Origin of the sequence: Granulibacter bethesdensis CGDNIH1 (assembly GCF_000014285.2) — a bacterium.
GTDB classification, from domain to species: domain Bacteria; phylum Pseudomonadota; class Alphaproteobacteria; order Acetobacterales; family Acetobacteraceae; genus Granulibacter; species Granulibacter bethesdensis.
In genome coordinates this window covers 2,046,070-2,072,722 of sequence record NC_008343.2, presented here as the reverse complement: position 1 = coordinate 2,072,722, position 26,653 = coordinate 2,046,070, and the positions used below count along the sequence as shown (strand labels likewise).

Annotated in this window: 22 protein-coding genes; 10 read left to right on the top strand and 12 right to left on the bottom strand. The window is 54.7% G+C overall.

The annotated features are described in order from the left end of the window. Window positions 1-34: 34 nt before the first annotated feature. Window positions 35-955, bottom strand: a complete 921-nt coding sequence (locus GBCGDNIH1_RS21705; protein ID WP_011632538.1) for a response regulator transcription factor — start codon at window positions 953-955, stop codon at window positions 35-37. Continuing rightward, a complete protein-coding gene (locus GBCGDNIH1_RS21700) occupies window positions 952-4,458 on the bottom strand; it encodes a hybrid sensor histidine kinase/response regulator (RefSeq protein ID WP_011632537.1) in 3,507 nt (1,168 codons plus the stop codon). The genes GBCGDNIH1_RS21705 and GBCGDNIH1_RS21700 overlap by 4 nt, the downstream gene beginning before the upstream one ends. A gap of 213 nt (window positions 4,459-4,671) precedes the next feature. On the opposite strand from GBCGDNIH1_RS21700, the gene urtA reads away from it, so the two are divergent. The 7 genes from urtA to GBCGDNIH1_RS25155 are packed head-to-tail and all read left to right on the top strand — an operon-like array spanning window position 4,672 to window position 11,170. Beyond that, the gene (gene urtA, locus GBCGDNIH1_RS21695) at window positions 4,672-5,955 is read left to right on the top strand and encodes an urea ABC transporter substrate-binding protein (RefSeq protein ID WP_011632536.1); all 1,284 of its coding nucleotides are present in this window, start codon (window positions 4,672-4,674) and stop codon (window positions 5,953-5,955) included. Between the two features lie 40 nt (window positions 5,956-5,995). Continuing rightward, window positions 5,996-6,922, top strand: a complete 927-nt coding sequence (gene urtB / locus GBCGDNIH1_RS21690; protein ID WP_011632535.1) for an urea ABC transporter permease subunit UrtB — start codon at window positions 5,996-5,998, stop codon at window positions 6,920-6,922. Between the two features lie 14 nt (window positions 6,923-6,936). Continuing rightward, on the top strand, window positions 6,937-8,082 hold the full coding sequence (urtC, locus tag GBCGDNIH1_RS21685) for an urea ABC transporter permease subunit UrtC (RefSeq protein WP_011632534.1): 1,146 nt from the start codon (window positions 6,937-6,939) through the stop codon (window positions 8,080-8,082). A gap of 14 nt (window positions 8,083-8,096) precedes the next feature. Then, window positions 8,097-8,843 (top strand): urea ABC transporter ATP-binding protein UrtD, encoded by a 747-nt coding sequence (gene urtD / locus GBCGDNIH1_RS21680; protein ID WP_011632533.1) that lies wholly within the window; start codon window positions 8,097-8,099, stop codon window positions 8,841-8,843. Between the two features lie 11 nt (window positions 8,844-8,854). Beyond that, window positions 8,855-9,544 carry an urea ABC transporter ATP-binding subunit UrtE gene (urtE, locus tag GBCGDNIH1_RS21675; RefSeq protein WP_043452986.1) on the top strand — a complete coding sequence of 230 codons (690 nt, stop codon included), beginning with the start codon at window positions 8,855-8,857 and terminating at the stop codon, window positions 9,542-9,544. A 46-nt stretch (window positions 9,545-9,590) separates the two neighbouring features. Beyond that, a complete protein-coding gene (gene fmdA / locus GBCGDNIH1_RS21670) occupies window positions 9,591-10,823 on the top strand; it encodes a formamidase (RefSeq protein ID WP_011632531.1) in 1,233 nt (410 codons plus the stop codon). 11 nt (window positions 10,824-10,834) lie between these two features. Further along, entirely contained in the window at window positions 10,835-11,170 is a 336-nt protein-coding gene (locus GBCGDNIH1_RS25155) for an FmdB family zinc ribbon protein (protein WP_011632530.1), read from the top strand. A 46-nt stretch (window positions 11,171-11,216) separates the two neighbouring features. Here the strand turns inward: GBCGDNIH1_RS25155 and GBCGDNIH1_RS21660 are convergent, their stop codons facing one another. From GBCGDNIH1_RS21660 to GBCGDNIH1_RS21635, 6 genes are read right to left on the bottom strand one after another with little or no spacing between them, the layout of a single operon-like run. Beyond that, window positions 11,217-12,275: a heme-dependent oxidative N-demethylase family protein gene (locus GBCGDNIH1_RS21660; protein ID WP_043452984.1), complete on the bottom strand. Its 1,059-nt coding sequence runs from the start codon at window positions 12,273-12,275 to the stop codon at window positions 11,217-11,219. 28 nt (window positions 12,276-12,303) lie between these two features. Further along, window positions 12,304-13,278: a PDR/VanB family oxidoreductase gene (locus GBCGDNIH1_RS21655; RefSeq protein ID WP_072563978.1), complete on the bottom strand. Its 975-nt coding sequence runs from the start codon at window positions 13,276-13,278 to the stop codon at window positions 12,304-12,306. Then, entirely contained in the window at window positions 13,275-13,844 is a 570-nt protein-coding gene (locus GBCGDNIH1_RS25150; protein WP_011632527.1) for a dimethylamine monooxygenase subunit DmmA family protein, read from the bottom strand. The genes GBCGDNIH1_RS21655 and GBCGDNIH1_RS25150 overlap by 4 nt, the downstream gene beginning before the upstream one ends. A gap of 18 nt (window positions 13,845-13,862) precedes the next feature. Next, window positions 13,863-14,972: an aminomethyltransferase family protein gene (locus GBCGDNIH1_RS21645; protein WP_011632526.1), complete on the bottom strand. Its 1,110-nt coding sequence runs from the start codon at window positions 14,970-14,972 to the stop codon at window positions 13,863-13,865. Further along, the gene (locus tag GBCGDNIH1_RS21640) at window positions 14,969-16,330 is read right to left on the bottom strand and encodes an NAD(P)-binding domain-containing protein (RefSeq protein ID WP_043454307.1); all 1,362 of its coding nucleotides are present in this window, start codon (window positions 16,328-16,330) and stop codon (window positions 14,969-14,971) included. The genes GBCGDNIH1_RS21645 and GBCGDNIH1_RS21640 overlap by 4 nt, the downstream gene beginning before the upstream one ends. 33 nt (window positions 16,331-16,363) lie before the next feature. Next, window positions 16,364-18,646: a DUF1989 domain-containing protein gene (locus GBCGDNIH1_RS21635; RefSeq protein ID WP_198353661.1), complete on the bottom strand. Its 2,283-nt coding sequence runs from the start codon at window positions 18,644-18,646 to the stop codon at window positions 16,364-16,366. 152 nt (window positions 18,647-18,798) lie between these two features. Here GBCGDNIH1_RS21635 and GBCGDNIH1_RS21630 point away from each other — a divergent pair, with 152 nt between their 5' ends. After that, entirely contained in the window at window positions 18,799-19,935 is a 1,137-nt protein-coding gene (locus GBCGDNIH1_RS21630; RefSeq protein ID WP_125911035.1) for a helix-turn-helix domain-containing protein, read from the top strand. Window positions 19,936-20,113: 178 nt separating this feature from the next. Beyond that, window positions 20,114-21,760 (top strand): APC family permease, encoded by a 1,647-nt coding sequence (locus GBCGDNIH1_RS21625; RefSeq protein WP_011632522.1) that lies wholly within the window; start codon window positions 20,114-20,116, stop codon window positions 21,758-21,760. An 88-nt stretch (window positions 21,761-21,848) separates the two neighbouring features. Here GBCGDNIH1_RS21625 and GBCGDNIH1_RS21620 read toward each other — a convergent pair whose 3' ends face one another. The 4 genes from GBCGDNIH1_RS21620 to GBCGDNIH1_RS21605 form a co-directional block, all read right to left on the bottom strand. Continuing rightward, the gene (locus GBCGDNIH1_RS21620; RefSeq protein WP_025318638.1) at window positions 21,849-22,601 is read right to left on the bottom strand and encodes an acid phosphatase; all 753 of its coding nucleotides are present in this window, start codon (window positions 22,599-22,601) and stop codon (window positions 21,849-21,851) included. Window positions 22,602-22,738: 137 nt separating this feature from the next. After that, entirely contained in the window at window positions 22,739-23,383 is a 645-nt protein-coding gene (locus GBCGDNIH1_RS21615; protein WP_011632520.1) for a hypothetical protein, read from the bottom strand. A 10-nt stretch (window positions 23,384-23,393) separates the two neighbouring features. Further along, window positions 23,394-24,179, bottom strand: coding sequence for an ABC transporter ATP-binding protein (locus GBCGDNIH1_RS21610; RefSeq protein ID WP_011632519.1), 786 nt, complete (start codon window positions 24,177-24,179; stop codon window positions 23,394-23,396). A gap of 5 nt (window positions 24,180-24,184) precedes the next feature. Beyond that, window positions 24,185-25,015, bottom strand: coding sequence for an ABC transporter permease (locus GBCGDNIH1_RS21605; RefSeq protein WP_125911034.1), 831 nt, complete (start codon window positions 25,013-25,015; stop codon window positions 24,185-24,187). A gap of 435 nt (window positions 25,016-25,450) precedes the next feature. Between GBCGDNIH1_RS21605 and GBCGDNIH1_RS21600 the strand changes: the two genes are divergently transcribed. Then, entirely contained in the window at window positions 25,451-26,641 is a 1,191-nt protein-coding gene (locus GBCGDNIH1_RS21600; protein ID WP_072563976.1) for a lytic transglycosylase domain-containing protein, read from the top strand. The last annotated feature ends 12 nt before the right edge of the window (window positions 26,642-26,653 follow it).

Genomic DNA, 26,653 nt, shown 5'->3' with positions numbered 1-26,653 from the left:
TGACCTCGTCCGGTTTCGGAAGAATGAAAACCCGTCAGCGGGAGGCCAGCAATTTCATGACAACGGCTGCGGCAGCAGCCCGGTTTTCGACCCCGATCTTGGTGTAGATCTGTTCCAGATGCTTGTTCACGGTGCGCGGACTCAGACCCAGAATATCGGCAATGTCACGGTTCTGTTTGCCTCGGCCGATCCATAGCAGAACTTCAGCCTCCCGTGCCGTCACGGGCAGACGCTGATGCAGGATAGTCTGCTCCTCGGCTGGATCATTGATGATCAGGCGCATCAGGATCTCGTCCTCGCGTGAGGTGCCGAAGAACACGATCTCCACCTCCCGCGATCCCGTGCCTTCAGGAGAAAGCCGGCTTTCCACAACGACCCGGCGGCTGCCGGTCATCGCTTCACCGCTGGCGCATTCGGCGATCCAGGGCAGCAGAAAAGCAGGTAGCACCGGTCTGCCATCTGAAGCGCCCAGCAGAAGAGCCGCCTGTGGGGTGCTCCATGAAATATGCCCGGTGGCATCGACGGCAAACAGATAGCGCCCGGCGCGATCAAGTGCGACATGCGCACTCTGCATCAGACGCGCATTGCCGAGATGCACGGTAATGCGGGCCAGCACCTGTTCCGGAGAGACAGGTTTGGTCACGTAATCTACCCCGCCGCATTGCAGAGCCTGCACCACATGTTTGGTGTCGGTCAGGCCGGTCATGAAAATGACCGGAATCATGGCATAGGTTGGATGCTGTTTCAGGCGGCGGCAGGTTTCAAACCCATCCAGGCCCGGCATAATCGCATCCAGCAGAATGATATCGGGTGTGACCTGTTCGATCAGCGTCAGGGCAGCCTGCCCTGATTGTGCAACCAGAACGGTATAGCCGGCCATATCCAGCGCATCATGCAGGACGGACAGACTGCCCGGTGTATCATCGACCAGCAGGACGATGTCGCGTGGTGTCATGGAGCATTGCTGTCTGAAAGAAGAGGGGACGATTCTGCCGAAGTATGATCCAGCAGGGCTGACAGACCATTGAGGTCGAATTGATCCGCCAGATGGCGCAGCCGGTCGATATCGGGACGGGTATCCGGGTGGGTCGTGGCGATATCCTCCATTTTGTTGCGCAGACCGCGCATGTATCCGATGGCGAGGAGCTGGCGCAACTCATTACGCTGTCTGGCATCGAGTTTGGTCAGACCCTGCTCCGGCGGCAGGGCCGTGGCGCCGATGATCGGCAACGGCTCGCTTTTTGCGATCGTTTTATTTTGCAGATGCAGTCGCTGATGCAGAAACGCATAGAGCATGCTGATATCAACAGGTTTGCTCAACAGCCCGTCATGATGATCGCCTGCCATGCTGCCGCCGCTGATGGCCCCGGAATTGGCGGAGATGATCAGAATGGTCGCTTCACTGAAACCAGATTCACGCAGATAGCGCGCGACTTCCCATCCATTTAACCCCGGCATCTGGATGTCGAGCAGGAACAGGGCAACGACGTTGCCAGCGCGCCGCTGCTCTTCAGCCAGTTCAAGACAGGCCTGACCGTTGACGGCCTGAATGGCGGTGATTCCCAAAGGTGCCAGAATATCGCTCATCATATCACGATGGACCGGATCATCATCCGCAATGATCGCAGTCATGCCCGGGCGTAGCGTCGCGGCAATGGTGGCAGATGTAGGCTGAAGCGTTTCCGCAGGCGCTTCCGTACTCTGCTGTACTTCCGAGAGCATCAGGCGGATATGAAAAGTGCTGCCTTCGCCCAGCTTTGATTGCACGGTGATGTCGCCGCCCAGAATCTGCACCAGCAGTTTGGTAATCGTCAGTCCCAGTCCGATTCCGGGCATACTGGCATGCAGGGCGCCGGATGTGCGGTGGAACGGCTCGAAAATCCGTTCCAGCTCCTGTTCGTCAATACCGATCCCGGTATCGGTAATGTCGAGATCGGCAATCTGGCTGCGCCACCGCACACGGAAAGTTACCCGTCCGTAGCGTGTGAACTTGATGGCATTGGACAGCAGATTGATCAGAATCTGCCTTAACCTGCGCTCATCGGTATAGACCTGATCCGGCAGTGTCTCCGGGCGATCGAAGATGAAGTCGATGCCTTTCGCCTCCGCCTGAATGCGGAACATGCTGACAATCTGATCCAGAAAATCACCGAGCCTGACGGCATCACGGGCCACATCGATCCGTCCGGCCTCGATTTTCGAGATATCCAGCAGACCCTCGATCAGCCCGGCCAGATGTTCTCCGCTGCGGCGCATGATGCCGATGGCGCGCTGCCATCTGGGGGGCAGGGTTTCATCCCCATCCATCAACTGCGCATAGCCGAGAATCGCATTCAGGGGGGAGCGCAGTTCATGACTGGCCCCGACCACGAAACGGCTTTTGGCGAGGTTGGCGGATTCCGCCGCTTCCTTGGCTTTCTGCAGCTTGGCATCGGTGCGGCGATGGGCGCGGATCTCGTTCATCAGCAGCGCGGTCTGACGGCGGCTTTCCTCTCGTGCGACATGTCGGCTTTGAAGCGCCAGAACCAGCAGCCACGCGGCAATGCCTGAAATCAGCAGCATGACGCACCATGCCTGCCAGAAGGCGCTGCGTAACAGAGGGTCCGTCCGGGTCAGGCCGGAAACAGTCTGGTGATAAATCCCCAGCAACATCAGGCCGGTGCTGCCTCCCAGCATCGCAAAGACAATGCAGTAGCGTCCTCCCAGACTGTTCAGCACAGGTTGCAGGCGGGTGGGGGTAAGCCATTGTCGGATGCGGTGCCACTGGACTGAAAGCCTCGTCTCCGGTTTCTTGCAGAGATCATCGCACCGTGCATCGAGGGAACAGCACAATGAGCAGATTGCGTCGCCATAAGCGGGGCAATAGGCCGAATCCTCCGGTTCGAAGTCGTTTTCGCAGACCACGCAATGCAGACTTTGGCGATGCGCCCAGCTCCGCCTGGGTTTGCGCGCCAGATAGGTTTTACCCCCCGTTACCCATGCGATCACAGGTGCTGCCGCAAAGGCGGTTGCAAAGCCGAGAAAAGGCGAGAACACGCCAGCCGCAACACCGAACCATCCGGCCTGAGCGCAGAGGGAAACCGTAATGGCGGTCAGCATCGCTCCAACTCCGACCGGATTGACGTCCGGCAGATGGGCACGTTTGAACTCGATCTGTCGCGGAGCCAGTCCCAGGGCCCGGTTCATTGTCAGATCCGAAACGAGTGCTCCCATCCAGGCCGCGGCGATGCTGGAGTAATTATGCAGCGTGGCTTCGATGGCCTGAAAGACACCCAGCTCCATGAGTGCCAGCGCAATGGCAATGTTGAAGATCAGCCATACCACCCGTCCCGGATGGGCATGGGTCAGGCGGGAAAAAAAATTCGACCATGCGATGGAGCCTGCATAGGCGTTGGTCACGTTGATCTTGAACTGGGAGATGAACACGAACAGCGCTGCCAGAAACAGCGCGGCTGTCGGATGCAGGCCCAGCGAGCCGAAAGCGATCCGGTACATCCAGGCTGGCTGAATGGCTTCCATGGCGGGAATACCCGCATGGATGGCAAAAACCGCCAGAAACGACCCGGCCAGCATTTTCAGCATGCCGGGAAAAATCCACCCGGCTCCCCCCGCCAGAACGGTCATGGTCCAGCGGAACCTGTGACGTTCCTGTGTCTCTGCCGGGATAAAGCGCAGATAATCGATCTGCTCCCCGATTTGCGTGATCAGGGACATGATGATCGAGGCCGCTGCCCCAAAGCCCAGCCAGTCGAACCCATGACCGCCGGGCATGCCGGAAAGGGGTGAAATCCCCGCAAAACCAACCCAGAGACCCAGAATGTCGCGCCCGTTGAGAGCAATGGCGATGAAGGGTATGCAGTGCAGTACCAGCCATAAAGGCTGGGTCCAGAGCTGGACACGGTTGATGGCGGAAATACCGCGTACCACCACCGGGATCACGACGACAGAGCAGATCAGATAGGCCGCATAAAGCGGAATGCCGAAGCAGATTTTCAGCATCGAGGCCAGAATGACGCTTTCCAACGCAAAGAACAGGAAGGTAAAACTGGCATAGATCAGCGATGTGATGGTGGAGCCGATATACCCGAACCCTGCGCCACGGGTGAGCAGATCAATATCGACCCCGGCCCGGGCCGCCTGCAGGCTGATCGGCAGTCCGGCCAGAAAAATCAGCAACCCGACCGCGAAAATGGCGCTGACGGCATTGGTAAAGCCGTATCCCACCGTGATCGTGCCACCAATGGCTTCCAACGCGAGGAAGGAGATGGCACTGAGCGCGGTATTGGCAATGCGCAGGCCGCTCCAGCGCCGGGCACGCCTCGCTGTAAAGCGTAGCGCATAATCTTCCAGCGTTTCATCAGCGACCCAGCGATTATAATCCCTGCGGATGCGGACAATGCGCTGACGGGAAATCCAGGGGCTGCCTTCCGGCGATTCAGGGAGCGGTCTTTGGGTCATGTCGGGGGCAGTATGCCATAATGGCCCGGTTTTTTCGCCTGACCTTTTACCATCCTCGCCACCGTATGGCCGTGTATGGTGAGGGAGCCTCCCTTCATCCGCTATGCGTTGCCATACGTCATATGACGTATCCATGATTGGCGTCCGGCCGGACCAGTATGTCGCGAAGCGGAAACGATTTTTTCCTCCGACATGACCGTCAGGACAAAACATATGGCCGATCATTCCCCCTTTGATGCCTCCGATATGGACACTCCCCGTTCCGGCCTGCGTCGCCGCCTGTTGCAGGGCATGGCCGCACTGCCGGCCGCTGCCCTGCTGCCCGGCACATCATGGGCGGATGGCAAACCCGCCACCGCGGCAATCGACAAGACCGGGCTGGCTGTGACCGATGACACGGTGACAGTGGGTATCCTGCATTCCTCCACCGGTACCATGGCGCTCAGCGAAACCGGCTCCATTGAGGCGGAGAAACTCGCCATTTCCCAGATCAACGCGGCGGGTGGCGTGCTGGGCCGGCAGATCAAGTATATTCAGGAAGACGGCGCCAGTGACTGGCCGACTTTTGCTGAAAAAGCTCGCAAGCTGCTGGTGAACGACAAATGCGCTACGGTTTTCGGCTGTTGGACCTCTGCCTCGCGCAAGGCGGTGCTGCCGGTGTTCGAACAGTATAACGGGCTGCTGTATTATCCCACCTTCTATGAAGGCCTCGAACAGTCCAAGAACGTTTTCTACACCGGGCAGGAAGCAACACAGCAGATTATCGCCGGGCTGGACTGGGTCAACAAGGTGAAGGGAGCAAAAACCTTCTATCTTATCGGCTCCGATTACATCTGGCCGCGTACGTCGATGAAAATCGCCCGCAAGCACATCGAAAATCATCTGCCGGGCTGTAAGGTGGTGGGCGAGGATTATTTCCCCCTCGGCCATACCCAGTTCAATTCGGTGATCAACAAGTTCCGTCTGAAAAAGCCGGATGTCATCTATGCTGCCGTGGTTGGTGGGTCCAATGTCGCATTCTACAAGCAACTGAAAGCGGCTGGCATTGATCTGAGCAAACAGACCGTGCTGACCATTTCCGTGACGGAAGACGAGGTTCTTGGGATTGGCGGCGAAAATATTGCCGGCGCTTATTCATGCATGAAGTATTTCCAGTCCTTGAAGAACCCCAACAACGAGAAATTCGTCGCCGCCTTCAAGGAAGCCTATGGACCGAAAAGCGTCATCGGCGATGTCACACAGGCCGCCTATCTTGGTCCGTTCCTTTGGAAAATGGCCTGTGAAAAAGCCGGCAGTTTCGATGTAGACAAAGTTATTGCCGCGTCGCCAGGCCTGGAGCTGAAAACCGCGCCGGAAGGTTACGTCAAAATTGATCCCAATCATCATCTGTGGAGCCGCACACGGGTTGGACAGGCCCAGCTGGATGGCCAGTTCAAAGTGGTGTGGGAAACGCCGGATCTGATCAAGCCTGATCCGTTCCCCAAAGGATATCAGTGAGAAACCTGGCTGAATAAGGCAGTGAAACACGGAGGACAGGTTGATGGGTGGCTACTCGATAAGTGAACTCGGTTCCATCTTTGTGATGCAGGGGTTTTCCGGGCTTATCCTGTTCTCCGTCTTTGTGTTGATGGCGCTCGGCATGGCCATTATCTTTGGCCAGATGGGCGTCATCAATATGGCGCATGGGGAATTCATGATCCTGGGCGCTTATGTGACCTATCTGACGTCACAGCTTTTTTCTCAGTTTATTCCCGGTGCATTTGCAATCTATTTCCCTATTGCCGTCGTGCTGGCTTTCTGCGCCTCGGGCCTTGCCGGGATGCTGGTGGAATGGCTGATGATACGTCATCTCTACAAAAGACCGCTCGACAGTCTGCTGGCGACATGGGGTCTCAGTCTGATCATGCAGCAGATCTATCGCTCGGTTTTCGGGGCGCGTGAAGTCGGCGTCAATCTGCCTGAATGGATGATGGGGGCAACTCATCTTTCCGAAAGTATCGAAATTCCCATCAATGGTCTGTTGGTGATGGGTCTCACTACACTGATCACAGTCGGGGTCTATCTGCTGATGTTTCGCTCGGGATGGGGCAAGCAGGTGCGGGCTGTTGTGCAGAACCGCCCGATGGCGGCAGCTGTCGGGATTGATACAGAAAGGGTGGATCGTCGGACTTTCGGCCTCGGCTGTGGCATCGCGGGTGTGGCCGGGGCTGCGTTTACGATGATCGGATCCACCAGCCCGACTGCCGGCCAGCTTTACATTGTCGATACATTCCTTGTCGTGGTCTTCGGCGGTGCATCGAGCCTGCTCGGTACGATTGCCTCCGCATTCACGATTTCCCAGGCACGGTCCACGCTGGAATTCTTCCTCAGTGGTTCGATGGCTCAGGTAATCGTGCTGCTGTCGGTTATCATTATTCTGATGATCCGTCCGCAGGGTCTGTTTGTTCTCAAGGTTCGGCGCTGAGGAGCATATTTCACATGAACAGCAGTTTCCTCAATCGCAAAGATATTCTGTGTATCGGCTTGTTTGCCTTTCTGATCCTTGTTGTGTTTCCCCTTGGTCTCGATACGTTTCGCCTGAACCTGTTCGGAAAGTATCTGACCTATGGTTTCGTAGCGCTCGGTCTGGTGCTGTGCTGGGGTGACGCGGGTATTCTCAGTCTTGGTCAGGGCGTGTTTTTTGGTCTCGGCGGCTACTGCATGGCCATGTATCTGAAGCTGGAATCATCAACGCCGGAAGCGACCAAAATCCAGTCTACACCAGGTATTCCTGATTTCATGGACTGGAACCAGATTACCTCACTGCCATGGTTCTGGAAGCCGTTTCACAGCCTTGCCTTTACCATTTTTGCAGTTCCTGCAGTGCCGATGGTGCTGGCACTGGTGATCGCAATCGCCATGTTTCGGCGGCGGGTAGGCGGCACATATTTCGCCATCATCACGCAAGCCATTGCCGCCATTCTGACCATTCTGATCATTGGCCAACAGGGATATACCGGTGGGGTCAATGGAATCACCGATCTGCGCAGCTTTCATGGTTGGGATATCCGTACAGATCATGCCAGAAACGTGCTGTATTTCGTCTGCTGCGGCCTGCTTCTGGGCAGTCTGATTCTGCTTCAGTTTATCAGGCGATCAAAGCTCGGTCGTATTCTGCTGGCAATGCGCGATCGGGAGGATCGGGTTCGCTTCTCGGGCTATGACGTTGCGAGTTTCAAGATTTTTGCCTTTTGTGTTGCGGCAGCTCTGGCCGGAGTGGGAGGCGCAATGTTTACCCTCCAGGTTGGCTTCATGTCCCCGAGTTTTGTCGGAATCGTTCCTTCTATCGAAATGGTGATTTTCGCTGCTGTCGGTGGGCGTACCTCTCTGCTGGGTGCGCTGTATGGAACCTTGCTGGTAAACTGGGCCCGCTCCACCCTTTCAGAAGCGTTCCCCAATGCCTGGCTGTTTGCAATGGGCGCATTGTTCATCATTGTGACAATGGTGTTCCCCAACGGTCTGGCCGGATTGTATCGCAGCTATCTCGATCCCTATGTCAGCCGCCTGCTCGGCATGGGTAACAGACAGAATAATGCAGCCAAAGAAGTACTTTCTTCGACCGATACGCCTGTGGTTGTGAAGTAAGGGAGAAAGCTGTCATGTCATCAGAAACAGATTTTCTTCTGGCTGTGGAGGGATTGACCGTTTCATTCGATGGTTTCAAGGCCGTTAATGATCTGTCCTTCTACGTTGATCGCAATGAAATCCGCGTGATCATTGGTCCAAATGGAGCAGGGAAAACCACAGTTCTTGACCTCATCTGCGGGCGAACAAAAGCATCATCAGGGTCTATAAGGTTCCGTAATCATGAACTGACCACCTTGAAGGAGCATCAGATTGTTCGTGCAGGAGTAGGGCGTAAATTCCAGAACCCATCGATTTATGAAGATCTCACGGTTTTCGAGAATCTTGAGATTTCTTATCCGCGTGGCCGATCTGTGTTTGGAGCATTAAGCTTTCGGTGTGACGCAGAAGTCCGTTCCAGAATTGAGGAAATCAGCGAGATGATTTTCCTTCAGGATCGTCTTCATGAACGGGCCGAGTATCTTAGCCATGGTCAGAAACAATGGCTGGAAATAGGAATGCTGCTGATTCAGGATCCTGAACTTCTCATGCTCGATGAGCCGGTTGCAGGTATGAGCGTAGCCGAGCGGCAGAAAACCGCTGAGCTGCTGCACAGGATCATTGAAGGTCGCTCTGTACTGGTTATCGAGCACGACATGGGTTTTGTGGAGGATATTGCCCATAAAGTAACGGTTCTTCATCAGGGGCAGGTTTTGTCAGATGGAACCATGGCACATGTAAAGAATGACCCGAAAGTTATTGAAGTCTATCTGGGACATTGAGGAGACACGCTATGCTGACTACAAACGAATTGCGCGTGTCATATGGTCAAAGTGAAGTTCTGCACGGGATTGATCTTGATATTGGTGCAGGAGAAATTGTGGCTATTGTTGGTCGCAATGGCATGGGAAAATCGACGCTGATGAAATCGCTGATCGGGATGGTTCCCGGTAGCGGGGGGAAGATCATGCTGGATGGCACCGATATCACGACGATGAAAAGCCACCGCCGTGTTGAAACCGGCATTGCCTATGTTCCGCAGGGGCGTATGATTTTTTCAACGATGACAGTGACAGAAAACATTGAAACAGGTCTTTTTGTAAGAGGAAAATTGAAAATACCTTCTGATTTATATGAACTTTTCCCGGTTTTGAAAGAAATGGGTCGACGCCGTGGCGGAAACCTATCGGGCGGCCAGCAGCAACAGCTTGCCATTGCCCGTGCTCTGGCCACTGAGCCAAAGGTTCTGCTTCTGGATGAACCGACTGAAGGTATTCAGCCCTCCATTATTCTCGAAATGGCCAGAACACTGCGTAGAATACGTGATCAGAAAGGGCTTTCAATTTTTGTGTCTGAACAGGTTTTATCCTTTGCACTGGATGTTGCTGATCGGATCATGGTAATTGAAGGTGGCAAGATTGTTCATCAGGATACAAAAGAAAATCTTGATCAGGAAAAAGTAGCCCGTTTCCTGGCTGTCTAAAAATATAACCGGAAAAAATCAAACATTTGTTCAACGGGATGATGCCATGACTGATACGATCATCAAAATCGACCTGTCACAACCCGCTATCAGTAATGATATGGTGCATAATCGGTGGCATCATGACATTCCAATGGTTGCCACAGTCAAGCCAGGAGACGATTTTATTGTCGAATGCTATGACTGGACAGGCGGATTCATAAAAAATAATGACTCAGCCGAAGATGTTCGGGATGTCGATTTGACAACCGTACATTATCTCAGCGGCCCGATCGGTGTCGAGGGGGCTCAGCCGGGTGATCTGTTGGTTGTCGACTTTCTGGATATTGGTGCATTCCCGCATAATGCGTGGGGCTTTAACGGGTTTTTCTCCAAAAAGAATGGTGGCGGCTTTCTGACGGACCATTTTCCTTTAGCCCAGAAATCAATCTGGGATTTCCATGGCATGTTTGCCTCTTCTCGCCACGTTCCCGGCGTAAATTATGCCGGCCTGATTCATCCAGGCCTGATAGGATGCCTGCCATCTCCCGATCTGCTGGAAAAATGGAATGCGCGGGAGAAAGCGCTGATCGCAACCAACCCAAATCGTGTGCCACCTTTGGCCAATCCGCCTTTTGAGCCGACAGCCCATATGGGGCGTCTCAAAGGTGAGGCACGTGATGCCGCCGCCGCTCATGGTGCCCGCACCGTTCCTCCTCGTGAGCATGGAGGCAATTGCGATATTAAGGATCTGTCACGAGGGGCCCGGGTATTCTTCCCGGTTTATGTTCCAGGGGCCGGTCTATCCGTTGGTGATCTTCACTTCAGCCAGGGCGATGGTGAAATTACCTTCTGTGGCGCTATCGAAATGCCAGGCTGGATTCATATGCGTGTGAATCTGATCAAGGATGGAATGGCAAAGTATGGAATCAAAAATCCGATCTTCAAGCCGAGTCCCATCAAACCCGTTTACAGTGACTATTTGATCTTCGAGGGTATTTCAGTCGATGAGCAAGGCGAACAACATTACCTTGATGTCAATGTCGCCTATCGTCAGGCTTGCCTCAATGCTATCGAGTATCTGAAGAAATTTGGATATTCCGGTGCACAGGGATATTCGATCCTCGGCACTGCACCGGTACAGGGTCATATCAGCGGTGTGGTCGATATTCCCAATTCCTGTGCCACGCTCTGGGTACCCACGGAAATTTTTGACTTTGATATCAATCCGGGTGCGGATGGTCCCAGCGGTGGTGTAACACCTGGCCTGGTGGATATGCCGATTGCGCAGGATCTGTAAGGAGGTCTCCTATGCCGGTCTATGACTATCATTGTGAGTCATGCGGCGTTTTTACTGTGATGCGTCCGATGTCGGAGTTCGAGCAGCCTGCGTGCTGCCCGGATTGCGGCACATCTGCTCCGCGTGTGTTACTCACCGCACCATCATTTGCCGCTATGGATTCTGCCCGGCGAACTGCATTTGCTACCAATGAGCGCAGTATGCATGCGCCGCGCCGATCACGCGGGAGTCATCCATCCGGATGCTCCTGCTGTACCACAACGAAGGGAAAATCGAAATTGACGGCGGACTCACCGCCAGCCGCTAAAAGTTTTCCTGCCCAACGACCATGGATGATCAGTCACTAAGATTTCCATTTAAAAGGCCCTGCTTTAAAGAGCAGGGCCTTTTTTGTTACGAGAGCCTGTCAATATCAGGCTGAATACCTGAAGATGTTGGTAACCCATCATCCCCTGCTGCTAGAGCAGATACCAGCGTGTCGTAATAGCGGGAGAAACCCTTATAGGTTCGGATCGAAGGGTTTAGATCCCGTATCACACGATGCAGTCGGCGGCGCCATTTCGGAACGCGCTGAATTTCTTCTATACTGGCCAGATAGCCGCGAATGGAGAACAGGATGGCATTGCTGCGTGGCAGACGGAACAGACTTTGCAACTCGACACGAAGATGCACTTTCTGTTTTACATTTTCAGGTGTTACCGTCATACGATCCGGTCCCCAGACTGCATAATTCTCTGGGGACGTATCGAGGCGTGGATTAACGGTCAAAGTCCAATTCAGACGTCGCACAGGCTGCCCATATTGCAGTTTGAGCAGAAATTTGAGGGCTCGATCAAAGACCCCCATATCATGGGCTAAGGGCACAGGCGCATGCCATTCATGAAAGCTCATGCCTTTGTCGAAATTGAGTGACCAATCCGCCTGAGAAGTTACCATTCCGCCTTCGATGAACAGATTGTTATCTCGCTGATCCTGAAGGGTGAAATCTCCTTGAACCTGTCTGGTGATATACTCGAAGGGTGGTAAAGGCAGCGTAGATGCATCACCAAAAATGAAATTCTGCTCAATCGTCAGAAGACGATTGACCCAGCACCATTTGTCAGCAGCCTTCGTCAGGCTGAACCATTGAGGGTAGTCGGTAGACAGGGAATCCATCAGGAGTTCAAGCGTATCCCATTCGGCAATCTGAAGATGTGGCATGACCTGACAGCGTTTCGGGTCTTGCTCCAGAATGATTGCGCGCTCCCTGCATTCAGCGATGTAGTGCTCATCAATGTCGAATGCATGATGATAGGATGGGGATGGTCCGGATCTGACATGTGGTTCGGCATTCATTGAATACATGTATTTATCTTCAGGAAACGGAAACGGGAAACTGAGTATCGCTTCATCGCTGTTTTTGAAGTTATAATTACCCCGGAACGTTTCATCCGGCTTGAACTGCACAGTCATGACAGAAATCCCTTCTTTTATCGGTAAATCAAATATCAAGGGTCAGAGAAGGGCTGCATGCCCTTGAAACACAGATCATGATTTTTTTGTTTGTGGCGCGTTCCTGCTCATCCAGAAAGTCGTCGCGATGTTCTGGAATGCCATCAATCACACTGGTCAGGCATTGACCACAGGCTCCACCACGGCAGAGATAGGTCGGCTGGATACCAGCGCTTTCCAGAGCCTCCAGAATGCTGCTCTCTTCATCCACAAGAATGGTTTTCCCCGCTCGGCGTGCATGCAGGGTAAACGCTGTACCGGCCCGAGCCCCACCGAAACTTTCAGTCTGAAGGCTTGACGCAGGCCATCCCAGTGTGCGGCCTGTCTCCATGATGGCATCGGTCAGCTTTTGTGGGCCGCATGTGTAGAGAACGGTACCCAGAGGCTGTCTGCCCATCACGGCCTGAAGATCCAGTCGGGAGGATGATGGATCATCAGCCACGTAAAGGGTGATGTCATGGCCATGGAAAGGAGCCAGCAGGGTCAAAAAGGCATTCTTGTCTTCAGCTTTACAGGCATGATGCAGGCTGAACGAGGCGCCCCGGGCGGTCAGGGCGTGCAGATGCGACAGAATGGGGGTAATCCCGATCCCGCCGCTGATCAGAAGATGATGACGCGCCACATTGGAAAGGGGAAAGAGGCTGGATGGCCAGCTGATCTGAAGTTTGTCGCCTATCTTGGCCTGCTCATGAATCCAGTTTGAACCACCACGGCTTTTATCCACCTTTCGAACGACAATCTGATAGGAATCTGTCTTATCTGCCGGTCCGATCAGGGAATAAGCGTTTTTATGAGACCGTCTTCTCCCTGGTATCGACACGATGATATGGCTGCCTGTCGGGATAACGGGAAAAGCAGCAACTTTTATGGGAACAAAAGTCAGGCGTTTCAAAGTGGGAGAAAGTGGCTCTATATCAGACAGCCTGACATCTATCTGACGGGGTGTATTTTTGTGCTCTGTCATAGGGAAAGTGCCTCGGCCGAAGGAATTTCGCCGGGGTTTTCAGCATCAACCTGAAAACCCATATAGGCGCCATGCTCACGCGAGAAATGATCACGGACAAAAAGAGTTGCGTTGCAGCCATCACATTGGATGAGTGTGCTTTTTGCGCCATGATTGATGGTCTGACAGTGAACACAGTAAACCCGCCTGCTGACTTCTCCTGAGACGGCCAGATGAATTTCCGGGCGGGTCATACCAGCCTGCTGTGCCACGCGGTAACAATCCCATACGAAACTTTCCTGGCCAGCTGCATAGAGCCTCAGGCCCATGGTCTCTGTCCCAAGATAAGACTCAAGATAGCTCAGCAACTGGGTCTCAGAGCGGAACGGAAGGCAGAGACTGTTTGTCTCTGCATCCGGTGCCTGTTCCGGCATGATCCGGCTGTCAGGCATCACGTAAAAGGAGGAATGAGTGCAGATATCAGATCTGCTTCTCCATTGAGCGGCAGACCGGTCAAAAACAAACAAATGTCTGCTTCCTGTCGGATCAATTTTCAGATCCTGATAGACTGGCTTACTGAGAAGCATGTCTGCCGCTCTCCCTTTTTATCGTGGATGGGTTCTCAGTCGCAGGGGATCATAGAATGGCATGCGAACGATATTTGCTTGTGCTGATTCTCCTACAGATACCGCGGTGCCGAGCGCAGACAGGGAGGGCTTAATCGTGGCAATAGCCAGAGATTTCATCAGATATTGGCTGAAGATACTGCTGGTTACCTGTCCGACCTGAACACCATCATGGAAAATGGGAGTGCCGGCCTCGGCTGCTTCCTTGCTGAGTACTTCCAGACCGATAATCGTGCTGCGTTCCTGGCCGCGTAATGCTTCCAGTGCTTTCTTGCCACGGAAAGCTGTTTTCTGGAGGTCAATGGACCATCCCATATTGACCTCCCATGGGGTGGTATTTTCCGCCGGCATATCATAGGGGAAAAACAGCAATCCTCCCTCAAGGCGGACGATATCAAGGCAGGACCAGCTCACTGGAGCCGCACCATAGGATTTTCCGGCCTCCAGGATCATGTCCCAGATTGGGCCTGCTTCTTCTGAAGTGCAGAACACCTCATATCCCGTCTCTCCGGAATATCCACCACGTGCAATTCTGACCGGTTTTCCGAACAAGGTTGTTTGGGCATGGGAGAAATAGGATAGCGAAGATAAAGGTAATTCTGTATGGGGTTGCAGAATATCTCCTGAGAGGGGGCCTTGCAGGGAGAGGATGTGGACATCATCATCCCGCTCAGCAACTACATTATGCCCGACAATATCCTTCATGAGCACCGGCTCAAGTGTGCCGCCACCATGAGAAACACGGAACTCGGTCTTGCTATCAACATAGATAATGACGTCATCAATGATGCCGCCTTCATCATTGACAATGCTGGTAATCAGGGAGCTGCCAGAGGAAATTTTTGCAAGATCTGATGTCACCAGATTATTAAGAACAGCCATGGCATCAGGGCCGGAGACATTGATGATCTGCAATGCCGTAACATCAAAAAGCCCTGCTTTGGTTCTGACGAGAACGGTCTCATCATAAGGGTTTGATACATAGTTCTGAGGGATAGGCATCCCATTCCAGGATGCATCCATCTTTGATCCGAGTGCCACATGACGGCTGGTAAGGGCGGAGTGGCGTTCCGGGTATGAGATGGTCATTCTGCGGCCTCCAGACGGGGGTGATTCAGAAACGCTTCCATGCTGTCATCTTTGGCATCCATCCATTTCGTGTGGTGGCTGGGTGCCATCGTGCCAGTCAGGGTGGAGGGATAACTGCGATCACGATACGTAATGATCCCTTCCTCCTTATGGTGCTCCCATTCCTTGAACAGGGCTGCAATCCGGTCGACATCAAGATGGGGATAATCCGTCAGTGCTAGAAGATCGCGGACATATTCGGTCTGGAAATCAATCGCCTGGTAAGGATTTTGAATTTTTTCTTCCAGTGCTCTCCAGTGTTTTATGTCGGCATCCTGTGTAGCGGCATCCGGAAGGATGTAGCGTCCAAGAATGGCATCCCGTGCCAGCCATGCTTGTGCATCAAACATATTGAAAGTGTAATACTGATCCTGCATGCCAATATAGATGAGATCTGTATTCCCCTTCCAGAAAATACCCTTGTACAGATTAAGCGGATACAGGCGATTATTGGTTTTCAGGCGCATGGAATCCGGCAGGAAGGGAAATGAATGTTGGTATCCTGTGCAGAGGATAATGGAATCTACCTTTTTTGAAGTCCCGTCTTTGAAATAAGCTATGTTGCCTTTGACATGAGTCAGAAGGGGTTTTTCCTCAAACCCTTCCGGCCACTGAAATCCCATCGGGCGGGTGCGATAGCTGAACGTTACCGAGCGACAGCCATATTTCGCACACTGCGTTCCAATATCTTCCGCTGAATAGGAGCTTCCGACCATCAGGATGTCTTTACCAGAGAATTCATTGGCATCCCGAAAATCATGTGCATGCATGATACGACCGGGGAAGCTTTCGAAACCCTCGAAATATGGCACGTTTGGAACGGAAAAATGTCCGGTCGCAATGACCACATGGTCAAACGTATCGGTCTTGAGCGTATCTGTCTTTAAATCCTTGACCGTCACAGAAAAGGTGCGACTTTCCTGACTATAGTCAATCCATTTGACAGCATGATGGAATTTGATGAATTGTCTGACACCGGATTTTTCAATCCGGCCCTTGATATAATCATGCAGGACAGCACGAGGTGGATAGGATGGAATGGCGCGGCCGAAATGCTCTTCAAAGGAATAATCTGCGAATTCAAGACATTCTTTCGGTCCATTAGACCACAGAAAACGATACATGCTGCCATGCACCGGTTCACCGAATTCATCCAGGCCGGTACGCCATGTATAGTTCCAGAGTCCGCCACAATCTGCCTGTTTCTCGTAACAGACATACTCTGGAACCTCTGCCCCTGCTTTACGCGCACTTTCCATAGCGCGAAGAAATGCCAGACCGCTTGGGCCACCACCGATAATGGCAATTTTCTTTTTCATGATGAACATCCGTGTCTTGGATAAAGTGAACAGTCAGGAGCGGACTTTTGTTTTTTGTGGGTCATAGTGAGGAAATCCTACGACATGGGCCGGAATACGCAGCTGCATGCCGTTATCTTTTCCTATCTCAATTTGGGTTCCAGATACGGCAACCGACGGATCAATTCGTGCCAAGGCAATTTGGGAGCCAAGGATGGGCGAAAACACCGGGCTGGTGATAATGCCAACCTGTGCCATTCCATTATAAACGCCATCGCCATGAAAAACGGTGTCATTGCCTTCGATCACAAGTCCTGCCAGCCTGTTGCGATAAGCGCTACCACGTTCCAGAAGGGCAGTTTTACCAACATAATCGCTTTGTTTTTTCTGACTGACGACAAAGCCTATTCCCGCCTCAAAAGGATCGGTCTGATCACAGAATTCGTACCCAGCAAACGCCAGTCCCGCTTCAATACGCAGCATATTCAGAGCATCCAGTCCCGCTGGTTTGAGAGCATGATTTTTACCGGCCTCCATCACGGCATCCCATACAGAACCCGCATGTTGGGGATGGCAAAAAATTTCGTATCCCAGTTCTCCGGTGTACCCAGTTCTGGAAATCATGACAGGAGAGGGATCATGCTTTCCAAGCATGCCAGTTGAAAAATGAAACCATTTCAGGTCTTTTGCATCAGGTTGAGTCAGATAAGGACTAAAAACCGTGCTGAGGATTATTCTGCTCAGCGGTCCCTGCAGGGAGATATTGTGAAGCTGGTCTGTTGAGCTTCGAACCCAGACTTTGAAGTCTTTTTCACTGGCCAGCATACGCAACCAGGTGCCGCACCATTCCCGCCCACATATAAGACGGAATGTGTGCTGGCTCATGCGGAACACGGTGGCATCGTCGATCATACCGCCATGCGGATGACAAAGTGCTGTATAGACGATCTGCCCTATGGAAAGCTTGCTGATGTCGCGTGTAACAGCATAGTTCAGAAGTTTCTCTGCATCCGGGCCGGTGATTTCGAATTTTCTGAGGGCCGTCAGGTCGAACAGGGCGGCTTTTTCCCGACAGGCCCAGTATTCTTCAATGGCTCCACTGCCGCTGTATTCCCGTGGAAGCCAGAAGCCTTGATAGTCGATCATCTCCTTTGCCAGAGGTGATGTACGGCTGTGAAAACCTGATTCCCTTGTCAATCGTGCCTCCGTATGGCGCGTGATGCGATGGCCAATGCCTTTGGAAAACTGCGCCGAGGCATCGTATATGCGCACATGGATATCCGTAGGCATCCAACCATTGGCCGGGTCTATATCGTCAGGGCATGCGGAGCTGGCACAGACCAGATCGGTCATAGCCCGCAACAGTACGTAGTCACCCGGCCTTGACCATGGTTCTTCCAGAGAGATGGTCCCGTCAGGATTGACCTGTGTATTGAAAAAGAAATTGATGGCAGGCCAGGTTATCTGAGGTTTGATTCCATGATCCTCGAGGACTGCATTGAAATTATCAGTGCAGTTTGTATGTCCGGGATATCCCTGCGTTTCGTAATATCGCGCGTTACAGGCCAGCAGGAATGCATCATGGCGCCCGACTGTATCCTGTACGATCTCGACCAGCGGCTTCATAGTGCGATCGAAATATCGCGCATGGACGCCTGGGCTTGGATTGGCAACGCCGGTGAAGGTGCGTGTTACCGCGGCATCCAGCCCGTTCAGATCGCCATTTTTCAGACTCTGTGCATCAAAAGCCAGAAAGTCAGAGCATTGTTTACCCTGCACGTCGATAATCTGTATGTAGTCACCGGCCTTGACGGTGTAGGCGCGTGCGCTGGCGGGCGGAATATGAATTTCGGCCTTGACCGGTGCCAGCGGTGCCGGAAGACGCAGCGCTGTTTCATCCTGTGTAATATGAATAGCAATATCTGTTGCTGTATTGTGGCTGTCTGGCGTCATCACAGTTTTGGCTGATATCAGCACACAGACTGCATCATGGCGGGCCGTGACACTCAAGGCGGTCTTATCGGGTGTGCTGTCGTCAAACAGCCTCCATCCCATGATGGCCAACTCTGCATCCGTATAGCGTGCCAATACTGTGCCGGTGCGTTCCTGCGCACTTACCAGACCCGCCAGCATGTCCGGAGAAGGAGAAACGCTGGCATCCTCCGGCAAAATGAGGGAAGCTGTTGAAAGACAATACAGATCGACTTTCTGGCCGCCTTCGATATTGACCAGCATGAGCGACCCGCCTGCCGGTATTGTCAGCACTGTCCATTGGCCGCCACGAAGAATGGCACTGCTTCTGCTAGGAGTAGGTGTATCAGCAGGAAAGATGTCCAAGGAACATTTCCTCTGTTCAGTAATGTTGTCTTGCAGGAAAGGTAATTGCCTGGCAGGTCCATTCACAATAGTGCCAAGTGGCACTACAAAAACGGATAGATGTCTGTTTTTCAGGCAAATGCGCTTTGTCTCGGCGGGGTGGGGAGCAGTTTTTGGGCAATCATGATGCTGGCAAGCAGTCAGTTGTTTTCCCGGCACGGGTGATGCCCGGGCAAGCGGCATTCTGCCGGGAACTGGCCGTCACGATCAGAAAGGTCGGCAGCCGCCGATTTTATGAGGTTTTGCTGGATCTGCTGCGTGCTGTGATCGGACACGATAATGCCTGGATCATCCGCTATACGGCGCATTCACGGCAGGATGTGGTGCATACGGTGAACGTGCCGGTCCATATCCGTGAATTTTACCTGACGCGGTATCATCACGCGGATCCTTTTGCCCAACACTGGGCGCGCCATCATCAGCCTGGCGTGTATGTTCTGCGGCAGGTTCTCGGGCCTGACAGCACGGTCTATGGCGACGTTTATGCTCCGCGGGTACGCGTCAGTGACGAGATGGGCGTGTTTCTGCCTTCTGCCGGTCGGGCCTGTATCGTGCTGTTTCTGGTTCTGGCAGAGGGACGCTTCAGCGATCAGGACAGGCAGGGGGCCGAGGCCCTGTTCCCGATTCTGGAAGCTTTGCACCGGACACATCTGGCGCGCATGTTTGGAGAAGAAAAGGCCGTGGAGACGGCCCATCGTGGCTCCAGCCATTTGCATACCGACCCTTTATTAATTCTGGATCGTGTCGGCGTACCGATCTTTGCCAATACTGCATGGCGGCAGGCGGCTCGTTTATCACCGGATCTCAATGATTGCGCGGCATTGCCTGACAAACCTGGTCTTTTTCCTTTTGATGAAAAATACCATGTTCAAGTGGCGTGTTTTGATAAGGATTTTTCTCTGGCACCGGGTGGACGTGGAATCGTGCTGCTGAGCAAACCCGTGCAGGACACGACGCCTGCGGAACATGCTTCTTTTCCATTGCCTGATATCGCCATGCTGACGGGCAGGGAGCGCTCCTTGCTGACATTGATTTTGCAGCGCCGCTCAACCGGGGAGATTGCGCAGAGTCTCGGGATCGGAAAAGGAACTGTCAAAAACTATAAACTTCGCCTTTATCGAAAGGCGAATGTGACATCGGAACGTGCGCTGGTCGCGTTGTTCAGCCCTTTACTGGATGAGCCAGAGGAAGTGGTACGCACCGTGACGGCAGCCTCCCGCAGCCGTCAAAAAGCAAAAAAAGCGGATTAATTTGCCTTTCTGTTGCCTTGAACCTGATTTGTCCGCTTGCGCATCGGTTTTGATCAGGTTACGATTTTTAGAAATAATATTTCCTATCAAGAAAATTAAGGTGATCGCATCCTGAAGGGTGTCAGGCATCACCGACGGGAAAAGCCACGTCATGACCTTATGAGTATGGAGGAGCGTCATGAGTGAGGGTGCTTTGGATATCGCGTTGCCTGCAGGCGGTAAGGCAGTAGGCGAGACGGTGACAAAAACCGGCAATGAGCTGGTCCGTTCACTGACATGGGTAGATGCGTTCTGGGTTTCCAGCGGCGTGCCTGCCCTGGTTCTGTTCACGATCGGCTCGATTGCCGCGACGGTGGGCAATCCTTCCTGGGCAATCTGGATTATTTCAATCCTGTTCGGATTTTTGCAGTCTTTTACCTATGCGGAAATTGCCGGGCTTTTCCCGGAAAAATCAGGTGGGGCATCTGTTTATGGTGCTGTGGCCTGGGTGCGCTACAGCAAGCTGATCGCGCCGCTTTCGGTCTGGTGTAACTGGTTCGCATGGTCGCCGGTGCTGGCCATCGGCACATCGCTGGGGGCCGGCTATATTCTGTCTGTGCTGTTCCCGGCGGATAGTGTTGTGAACAGCTGGCAATGGACCCTGTTTGATCTGGGGATGATCAAGGATGGTCTGACTCTCCGGATCAACGCCACTTTTGGGCTCGCGGCTGTGCTGATGCTGTGTGTGTTTGCTATCCAGCATCGCGGGATTCTGGCCTCTGCCCGTATCCAGATGATTTTTGCGGTGGTGTCTCTGTTGCCGTTGTTGATCATCGGGCTGGTGCCGCTGCTGACCGGGGATCTGCCGGCCAGCCATTTCACGCCTTTTGCGCCTTTGGCCCATGACGCGGCGGGCAAGGTTGTGGCCGGGCATTGGGACATGGCCGGTCTTTCGCTGATGGCGGGTGGCCTGTTTATTGCGGCCTGGTCCACGTACGGGTTTGAAACCGCTGTTTGCTACACGCGGGAATTCCGTAATCCCAGCACGGATACGTTCAAGGCGATCTTCTTTTCCGGTCTGCTCTGTCTGGGGGTGTTCACCCTGGTTCCACTGGCTTTCCAGGGCGCTCTGGGGCTGGATGGCATGCTGGCACCCGACATTTACAGTGGCATGGGGGTTGGCCGTGCCATGGCGGCGATGATCGGGGCACAGGGGGTTATGCTGAATATCATCGTTGTCATGCTCGTGCTGACTTTGCTGCTATCGATCATGACGGCCATGGCCGGGTCATCGCGCACGCTGTATCAGGGATCGGTCGATGGCTGGCTGCCGCGCTATCTGTCGCATGTGAACCATCATGGTGCGCCGACCCATGCGATGTGGACAGATCTCTGCTTTAACATGTTGCTGCTGCTGCTGAGCGATAACGTATTCGTGCTGGCGGCTTCCAATGTCGGCTATATCATTTTCAGCTTCATGAACCTCAATGCAGGCTGGCTGCATCGGATTGATCGTCCGTTTCTGGCTCGTCCGTTCAAATGCCCGGCCTGGCTGCTGGGAACCGGGGCGGTGCTGGGTTTCGTCAACGCTTTCCTGATGGGGATGGGTGCAGGTGTATGGGGCAGTGGTACCTTGCTGACCGGCATCATCGTTGCGGCGATGGTCATCCCGGTCTTCCTGTTCCGTCATTACGTGCAGGATAAAGGCGTCTTCCCCGAAGCCGCGATCAAGGATCTGCATATGCAGAAAGAGGAAGGCGTGGAAAGCCGTGCCGGTCTGCTGCCTTATCTGGCTTTGCTGGGGGGTGTGCTGGCGGTGATCGCCGGGCGGCTGCTGTCTGCCTGATCCCGGCCATCGCGTCAGGTTGGTCGATAAAAAATGGAGGACCGGTCATGCCGGTCCTCCTTCCTGCCATGTTCAGTCTTGTATGGGATCAGGGTGTTTCAGGCAGGCCCAGCGCATGTCGCACTTCCTTGCGGGCAGCGGTGAAATCAGCCTGAAACCGGGGAGATTGCAGGAAATTACTGCCGATCACGCTGCCGGAGACCTTGCCTGCCTCGACATCGGTCGGAAAATGTACCCCGCCCATAATGCGGTGCAGCCCGTAAAGATGAGCACGGGCAAAAATCTCGGCGGCCTTCTCTGGCACCATGGCGGAGAGCACGATGGCATTGGCAAAGGCAAAGGCCGTATGTCCGCTGGGATAGGAGGCATTGGGCGGCTGCGGCACGATGGTGGTGATTTTCGGATCCGCCACGAAGGGTCGGGGCCTGTTGAATTCTTTCTTGGCATCCATGATGGCGATACGAATATCGTCGGACATATGCCTGAACATCTTGTCGGCCAGCGGCAGATTCTCCGGCTTGAAGCCCGGCCCCATGACATCGGCAAAGCGATAGACGCTGATATGGGCGTCTGCCTTGACGGCCGCGATCAACTCCGGTGTGCGGGCGGCTTCAGCCTTGCGCACGGTCTTCAGATCCTTTTCCTGCGCGGCGGAGCCGGGGGCAGGCGGGGGAGCCAGCACTTTTGCCAGCGGCAGGGTTTGGGCCGGGAAATACCATCCCGTGCGGGCGGCTTCGTCCTCTGCCGCATAAGCCGCAGGCAGGAAAGCCGTAAAGACGGCGGGGGTTGTCAGCAATGTCGCTGTCAGAAGGTGGCGGCACAGCGTAAGGCGTCTCGTCATGATTTTGTCCGGTCGATATGAGATGGGCATGCCTGATCAACACGATCTTTCTAGCAGAAAGAGTGATGAATGCATGGCGATAATGCCATGACGCAACGCGCTGTGCTGGAGGCGCAGGAACAGGATGCTGTGCAGGCTCAGCAGGCGCTATCGGGTGAGTCGGAGGGCAGGCCGAATTCCCGTGACAAAGCATCCGCCGCCGAGCAGTAATGGCGGCTGGAGCGGAACTGCCGCACCTGTATGAATTGCTCGCCGCCTGTGCGGTTACCTTCGCTGAGCCGGTAAATTTCCAGCGTGACGGGGCTGCGTCCGTCCCCGTCCTTCATGGCGGCGAGCAGGAAAGTCTGTGGAATCCCGTTCATTTTGCCACGGGCAAAGCGGACGGCGCGCAGGCCGGGAATGCCGTCCTGAGCGGCGGTAATCGTGTCCTGAACCGCAGCCTGCCCGGCTCCGCGAAGGGTCGGTCCGGCATTGATGGAGACGATATTCCAGCCTTCTCCCGCCATGGGCGAGGGTAGCAGAACGACGAAAACATCATTACGGGCCGGCGCGCTGCCACTATGGGCGGCGACGATCAACCCGACACGCCCGTCCGGGACGAAGTGCACCACGGTGTTGGAGCCATCCCGCAGGGTGATGGGTCTCAGATTGGTCAGGCCGGTATTGGCGGCGCAGGCACCCAGCGGGGCAAGCACCGGGGCCGTGCCCAGCAGCATCAGCAAACGGGCGGCACGGAAACGCCGCATGACCCCCGGCATGGCCTGCCTGCATGGTGCCGTCATGGTGATGTCCTTACGATGGAACAAAGGCGTCGGCGCGTTCGGCCTCTTTGAGCGGACGACCGAGATAGGCTTCCAGCACATCCTTCGGAGCACCATCCGCGACGATGCGCCCCTGATCCATCCAGATGACCCGGTTGCACCATTCCGCGACCGTGTCATGCGAATGGCTCGACAGGACCAGAATTTCGGAGTCTCTGACCAGCCCCTCCATGCGCGCCTTGGCGCGGCTCATGAAGCTGAAATCCCCGGCCGAGAACCACTCATCCATCAGCAGGATCTGCGGGCGGATCGAAGTGGCCAGTCCAAAAGCCAGCCGGATCGTCATGCCGGAGGAATAGACCCGCATCGGCAGGTGCATGAATTCTTTCAGATCGGCAAAGGTCTCGACGTCTTTTTCCAGCGCGGTGATTTCGTCGCGGGACAGGCCGGAATACATGCCGCGCAGACGAATATTGTCATGGCCGCTGAGGTCGGAATTGGTGCCCATCGTGGTATCGAGCAGGGCGTTGATGGTACCGCTGGCCCTCACGCTGCCGGTCGTGGGCTCATAGATACCGGCCAGCACGCGCAGCAAGGTGGTCTTGCCCGCGCCATTACTGCCGACCAGCCCCAGCCTGTCACCGGGACGGAGTGTAAAGCTGATATCCTGAAGCGCCTGCACGACCGTGCGCTTGCGGGCATCCTGCCCGAACCGTCCGGCCGAGGCGGCGTTGAACACGGCCCGTTTCAGGCTGCGGGCGTTGCCATGATAGAGCGGAAAATCCACTCCGACATTGCGGGCTTCCAAAAAGGCCATGTTGGTCAGATCCAGAATGCGATGCGCCCGCGCACGCGCGCGAACAGGAACCAGCTGCCGATGCACAGCAGGGTGCTGTAGACAAGGGCGGAGGTCCATACCTGCCAGCTGGGCGTCAGTCCCAGAAAGGGATCACGCAGAACGGCCAGCATGGCGTAAAACGGGTTCAGGGGCAGATAGTCCCGACCGTACAGAAGCTGTTCCGGCTTCCAGATGATCGGAGTGATATAGAACCCGATCTGCACGAGGTTGGAGACGATGGGCGGCACGTCACGGAAACGGGCGCAGAGAATCCCCATCATGATGGTCAGTGCGTATCCATCAATCAACCAGAGCAAAAGGGCCGGAATGGCACCGAACACAGCCTCGCCCGGCCAAATCCTGAAAAAGGCGAAGACGGCGATAAAGACCAGCATGTTATGGGCCAGAATCACCAGATTGCGGATGATGGACCGTGTGGCATGCACGAAAAAGGGCATGCGGACGGCACGGATCATGCCTTCCGAGGAGGTAAAAACAGCACAGCCATCCTGAATGATGTTTTGCAGAAAACCCCAGAGCACCAGTGACAGCGACAGGTAAGGCAGGAATTGGGCGACGGTCTGCCCGAGCAACTGGGAATACAGCAGCCCGAGCGCCAGGACCATCACAGCGGTGGAGAGGGTCATCCAGAACGGACCCAGCATGGAGCCGCGATAGCGTCCCTTGATATCCAGCAGCCCGAGCGTGCAGCCGAGCCGCATCAGCTTCAGACCGTCGGCGATATCCTGCATGGCAAGGCGGTTGCGCACCCTGAAACTGCTGCCGCTTTCCACAAAAAATTCTGTTTCACGCACGCTTCTCTGTCCCTGATGAGGCGGTTGCGTGGTCCGGACCACAGGATCCGGGGAAGAAAGATGATCCGGCAAGATGTCTACCTTATCCCAGCGGTGTCAGCGCTATTCACGGCATGTCCAGGATAGCACAGGGCCGTTATTGTCAGGACCGCATCTGCATCCGTGTGGCGAGTAGCCCGGAATGGGCGGTTGATACAAGCGCAAGCCGTTGCCAAGCCGTTGCATGGATGCATGAGTGAGCATGAAAAAACATCAGGACGTCAAGAAAATGCGATTTTCCTGATTATCGACTTGTGTTCAAAATCGCCTGCCTATAAAGGACTTACACGCCGTTCCTGAAAAGGAACATCAACGACGGCAGCCTTGCAGTCATGGGCGTCGCCGTGCCCTCCGGCCACATGCATGTGGCTGTGTCACGACGGAGAAACAGCCCGGATGGATCAGATCCACCCCCCCTCAGCATCGCTCCGCCGCAAGGCGTTCCGGCCCGCTTTCGGAAAACTCGCCTGCGTTGCCATGCTGGCGCTGATGACAGCCTGCGGCAATCATAGCGGCAGAGTGAACGAAAGTCAGGAGGCAGCGCAATACCAGGCGCGTGCATCCCGCAATTATTCTGCTCCCGGTTCCGCTGAAGATCCATGGGGTCCCTATATTTCCGAGGCTTCTCAGCGTTTCGACGTTCCCGAGCGGTGGGTCAGGGAGGTTATGCGCGTCGAATCCGGTGGCCGTCTGTTCCATAACGGTGATCTCGTGACATCGCCGGTTGGCGCGATGGGCCTGATGCAGGTGATGCCCGGCACCTATGACGAGCTGAAGGTACGTTACAGCCTCGGTGAAGATGCCTATGATCCCCACAATAATATCCTCGCCGGAACGGCCTATCTGAGGGAGCTTTACGACCTCTATGGGTCTCCGGCTTTTCTGGCGGCTTACAATGCCGGGCCGGGCCGGGTGGATGATCTGGTCAATAGCGGTCGCTCCCTGCCGCAGGAAACCCGGCGTTATGTGGCCTCAATCGCTCCGAATATCGACGGTCTCTATCCGATCAGCCGTTCTCCGGCCGAGCAGCTGGCTTCTACCACGCTCAGCTATGATCAGTTGACTACGGGGGGAAGCCATTTTTCCAGCCCCCGTGCCTATGCGGCGCTGGATCAATCTTCCTCCAGTCATGGGCGATCCCGCTCCACCGCCACGCATGGGCGGGTTCAGACGGTGCGTATGGCATCCAACTCCACGCATGGCGGCTCTTCCTATGGTCGACATGGTGCCCCGGTTGCCGCGCGTGTTCAGCTGGCATCGGCGACTTCCGCTCCGCGTCGTGGTGGCTTCAGCCTGATCAACAGGGCGGAAGCGTCCCCCATTCAGACGCGGGGGGTTGGAGGCGGGGGATGGGCTATTCAGGTGGGAGCCTATAACAGCCCGCATCTTGCCAAGGCAGCGGCGGCCAATGCCAAAGCCTCCGTGACTCATGGCCATACGGCTGTGGGCACCGTCAAGCAACGCGGTGCAACGCTGTATCGGGCGCGGTTGACCGGCATGTCACGGGAATCCGCTCAGGCTGCATGCAGTAAAATCAATCATGGCAAAGGCGGCTGCATCGTGTTGTCCCCGGACGCCCAGTCCTGATCCTGACTGGCG

Excerpts from the sequence above, each read along its gene's own strand:
- GBCGDNIH1_RS21705 (WP_011632538.1), bottom strand. The coding sequence starts at position 955 with ATGACACCACGCGACATCGTCCTGCTGGTCGATGATACACCGGGCAGT.
- GBCGDNIH1_RS21700 (WP_011632537.1), bottom strand. The coding sequence starts at position 4,458 with ATGACCCAAAGACCGCTCCCTGAATCGCCGGAAGGCAGCCCCTGGATT.
- urtA (WP_011632536.1), top strand. The coding sequence starts at position 4,672 with ATGGCCGATCATTCCCCCTTTGATGCCTCCGATATGGACACTCCCCGT.
- urtC (WP_011632534.1), top strand. The coding sequence starts at position 6,937 with ATGAACAGCAGTTTCCTCAATCGCAAAGATATTCTGTGTATCGGCTTG.
- urtD (WP_011632533.1), top strand. The coding sequence starts at position 8,097 with ATGTCATCAGAAACAGATTTTCTTCTGGCTGTGGAGGGATTGACCGTT.
- urtE (WP_043452986.1), top strand. The coding sequence starts at position 8,855 with ATGCTGACTACAAACGAATTGCGCGTGTCATATGGTCAAAGTGAAGTT.
- fmdA (WP_011632531.1), top strand. The coding sequence starts at position 9,591 with ATGACTGATACGATCATCAAAATCGACCTGTCACAACCCGCTATCAGT.
- GBCGDNIH1_RS25155 (WP_011632530.1), top strand. The coding sequence starts at position 10,835 with ATGCCGGTCTATGACTATCATTGTGAGTCATGCGGCGTTTTTACTGTG.
- GBCGDNIH1_RS21660 (WP_043452984.1), bottom strand. The coding sequence starts at position 12,275 with ATGACTGTGCAGTTCAAGCCGGATGAAACGTTCCGGGGTAATTATAAC.
- GBCGDNIH1_RS21655 (WP_072563978.1), bottom strand. The coding sequence starts at position 13,278 with ATGACAGAGCACAAAAATACACCCCGTCAGATAGATGTCAGGCTGTCT.
- GBCGDNIH1_RS25150 (WP_011632527.1), bottom strand. The coding sequence starts at position 13,844 with ATGCTTCTCAGTAAGCCAGTCTATCAGGATCTGAAAATTGATCCGACA.
- GBCGDNIH1_RS21645 (WP_011632526.1), bottom strand. The coding sequence starts at position 14,972 with ATGACCATCTCATACCCGGAACGCCACTCCGCCCTTACCAGCCGTCAT.
- GBCGDNIH1_RS21640 (WP_043454307.1), bottom strand. The coding sequence starts at position 16,330 with ATGAAAAAGAAAATTGCCATTATCGGTGGTGGCCCAAGCGGTCTGGCA.
- GBCGDNIH1_RS21625 (WP_011632522.1), top strand. The coding sequence starts at position 20,114 with ATGAGTGAGGGTGCTTTGGATATCGCGTTGCCTGCAGGCGGTAAGGCA.
- GBCGDNIH1_RS21620 (WP_025318638.1), bottom strand. The coding sequence starts at position 22,601 with ATGACGAGACGCCTTACGCTGTGCCGCCACCTTCTGACAGCGACATTG.
- GBCGDNIH1_RS21615 (WP_011632520.1), bottom strand. The coding sequence starts at position 23,383 with ATGACGGCACCATGCAGGCAGGCCATGCCGGGGGTCATGCGGCGTTTC.
- GBCGDNIH1_RS21610 (WP_011632519.1), bottom strand. The coding sequence starts at position 24,179 with ATGGCCTTTTTGGAAGCCCGCAATGTCGGAGTGGATTTTCCGCTCTAT.
- GBCGDNIH1_RS21600 (WP_072563976.1), top strand. The coding sequence starts at position 25,451 with ATGGATCAGATCCACCCCCCCTCAGCATCGCTCCGCCGCAAGGCGTTC.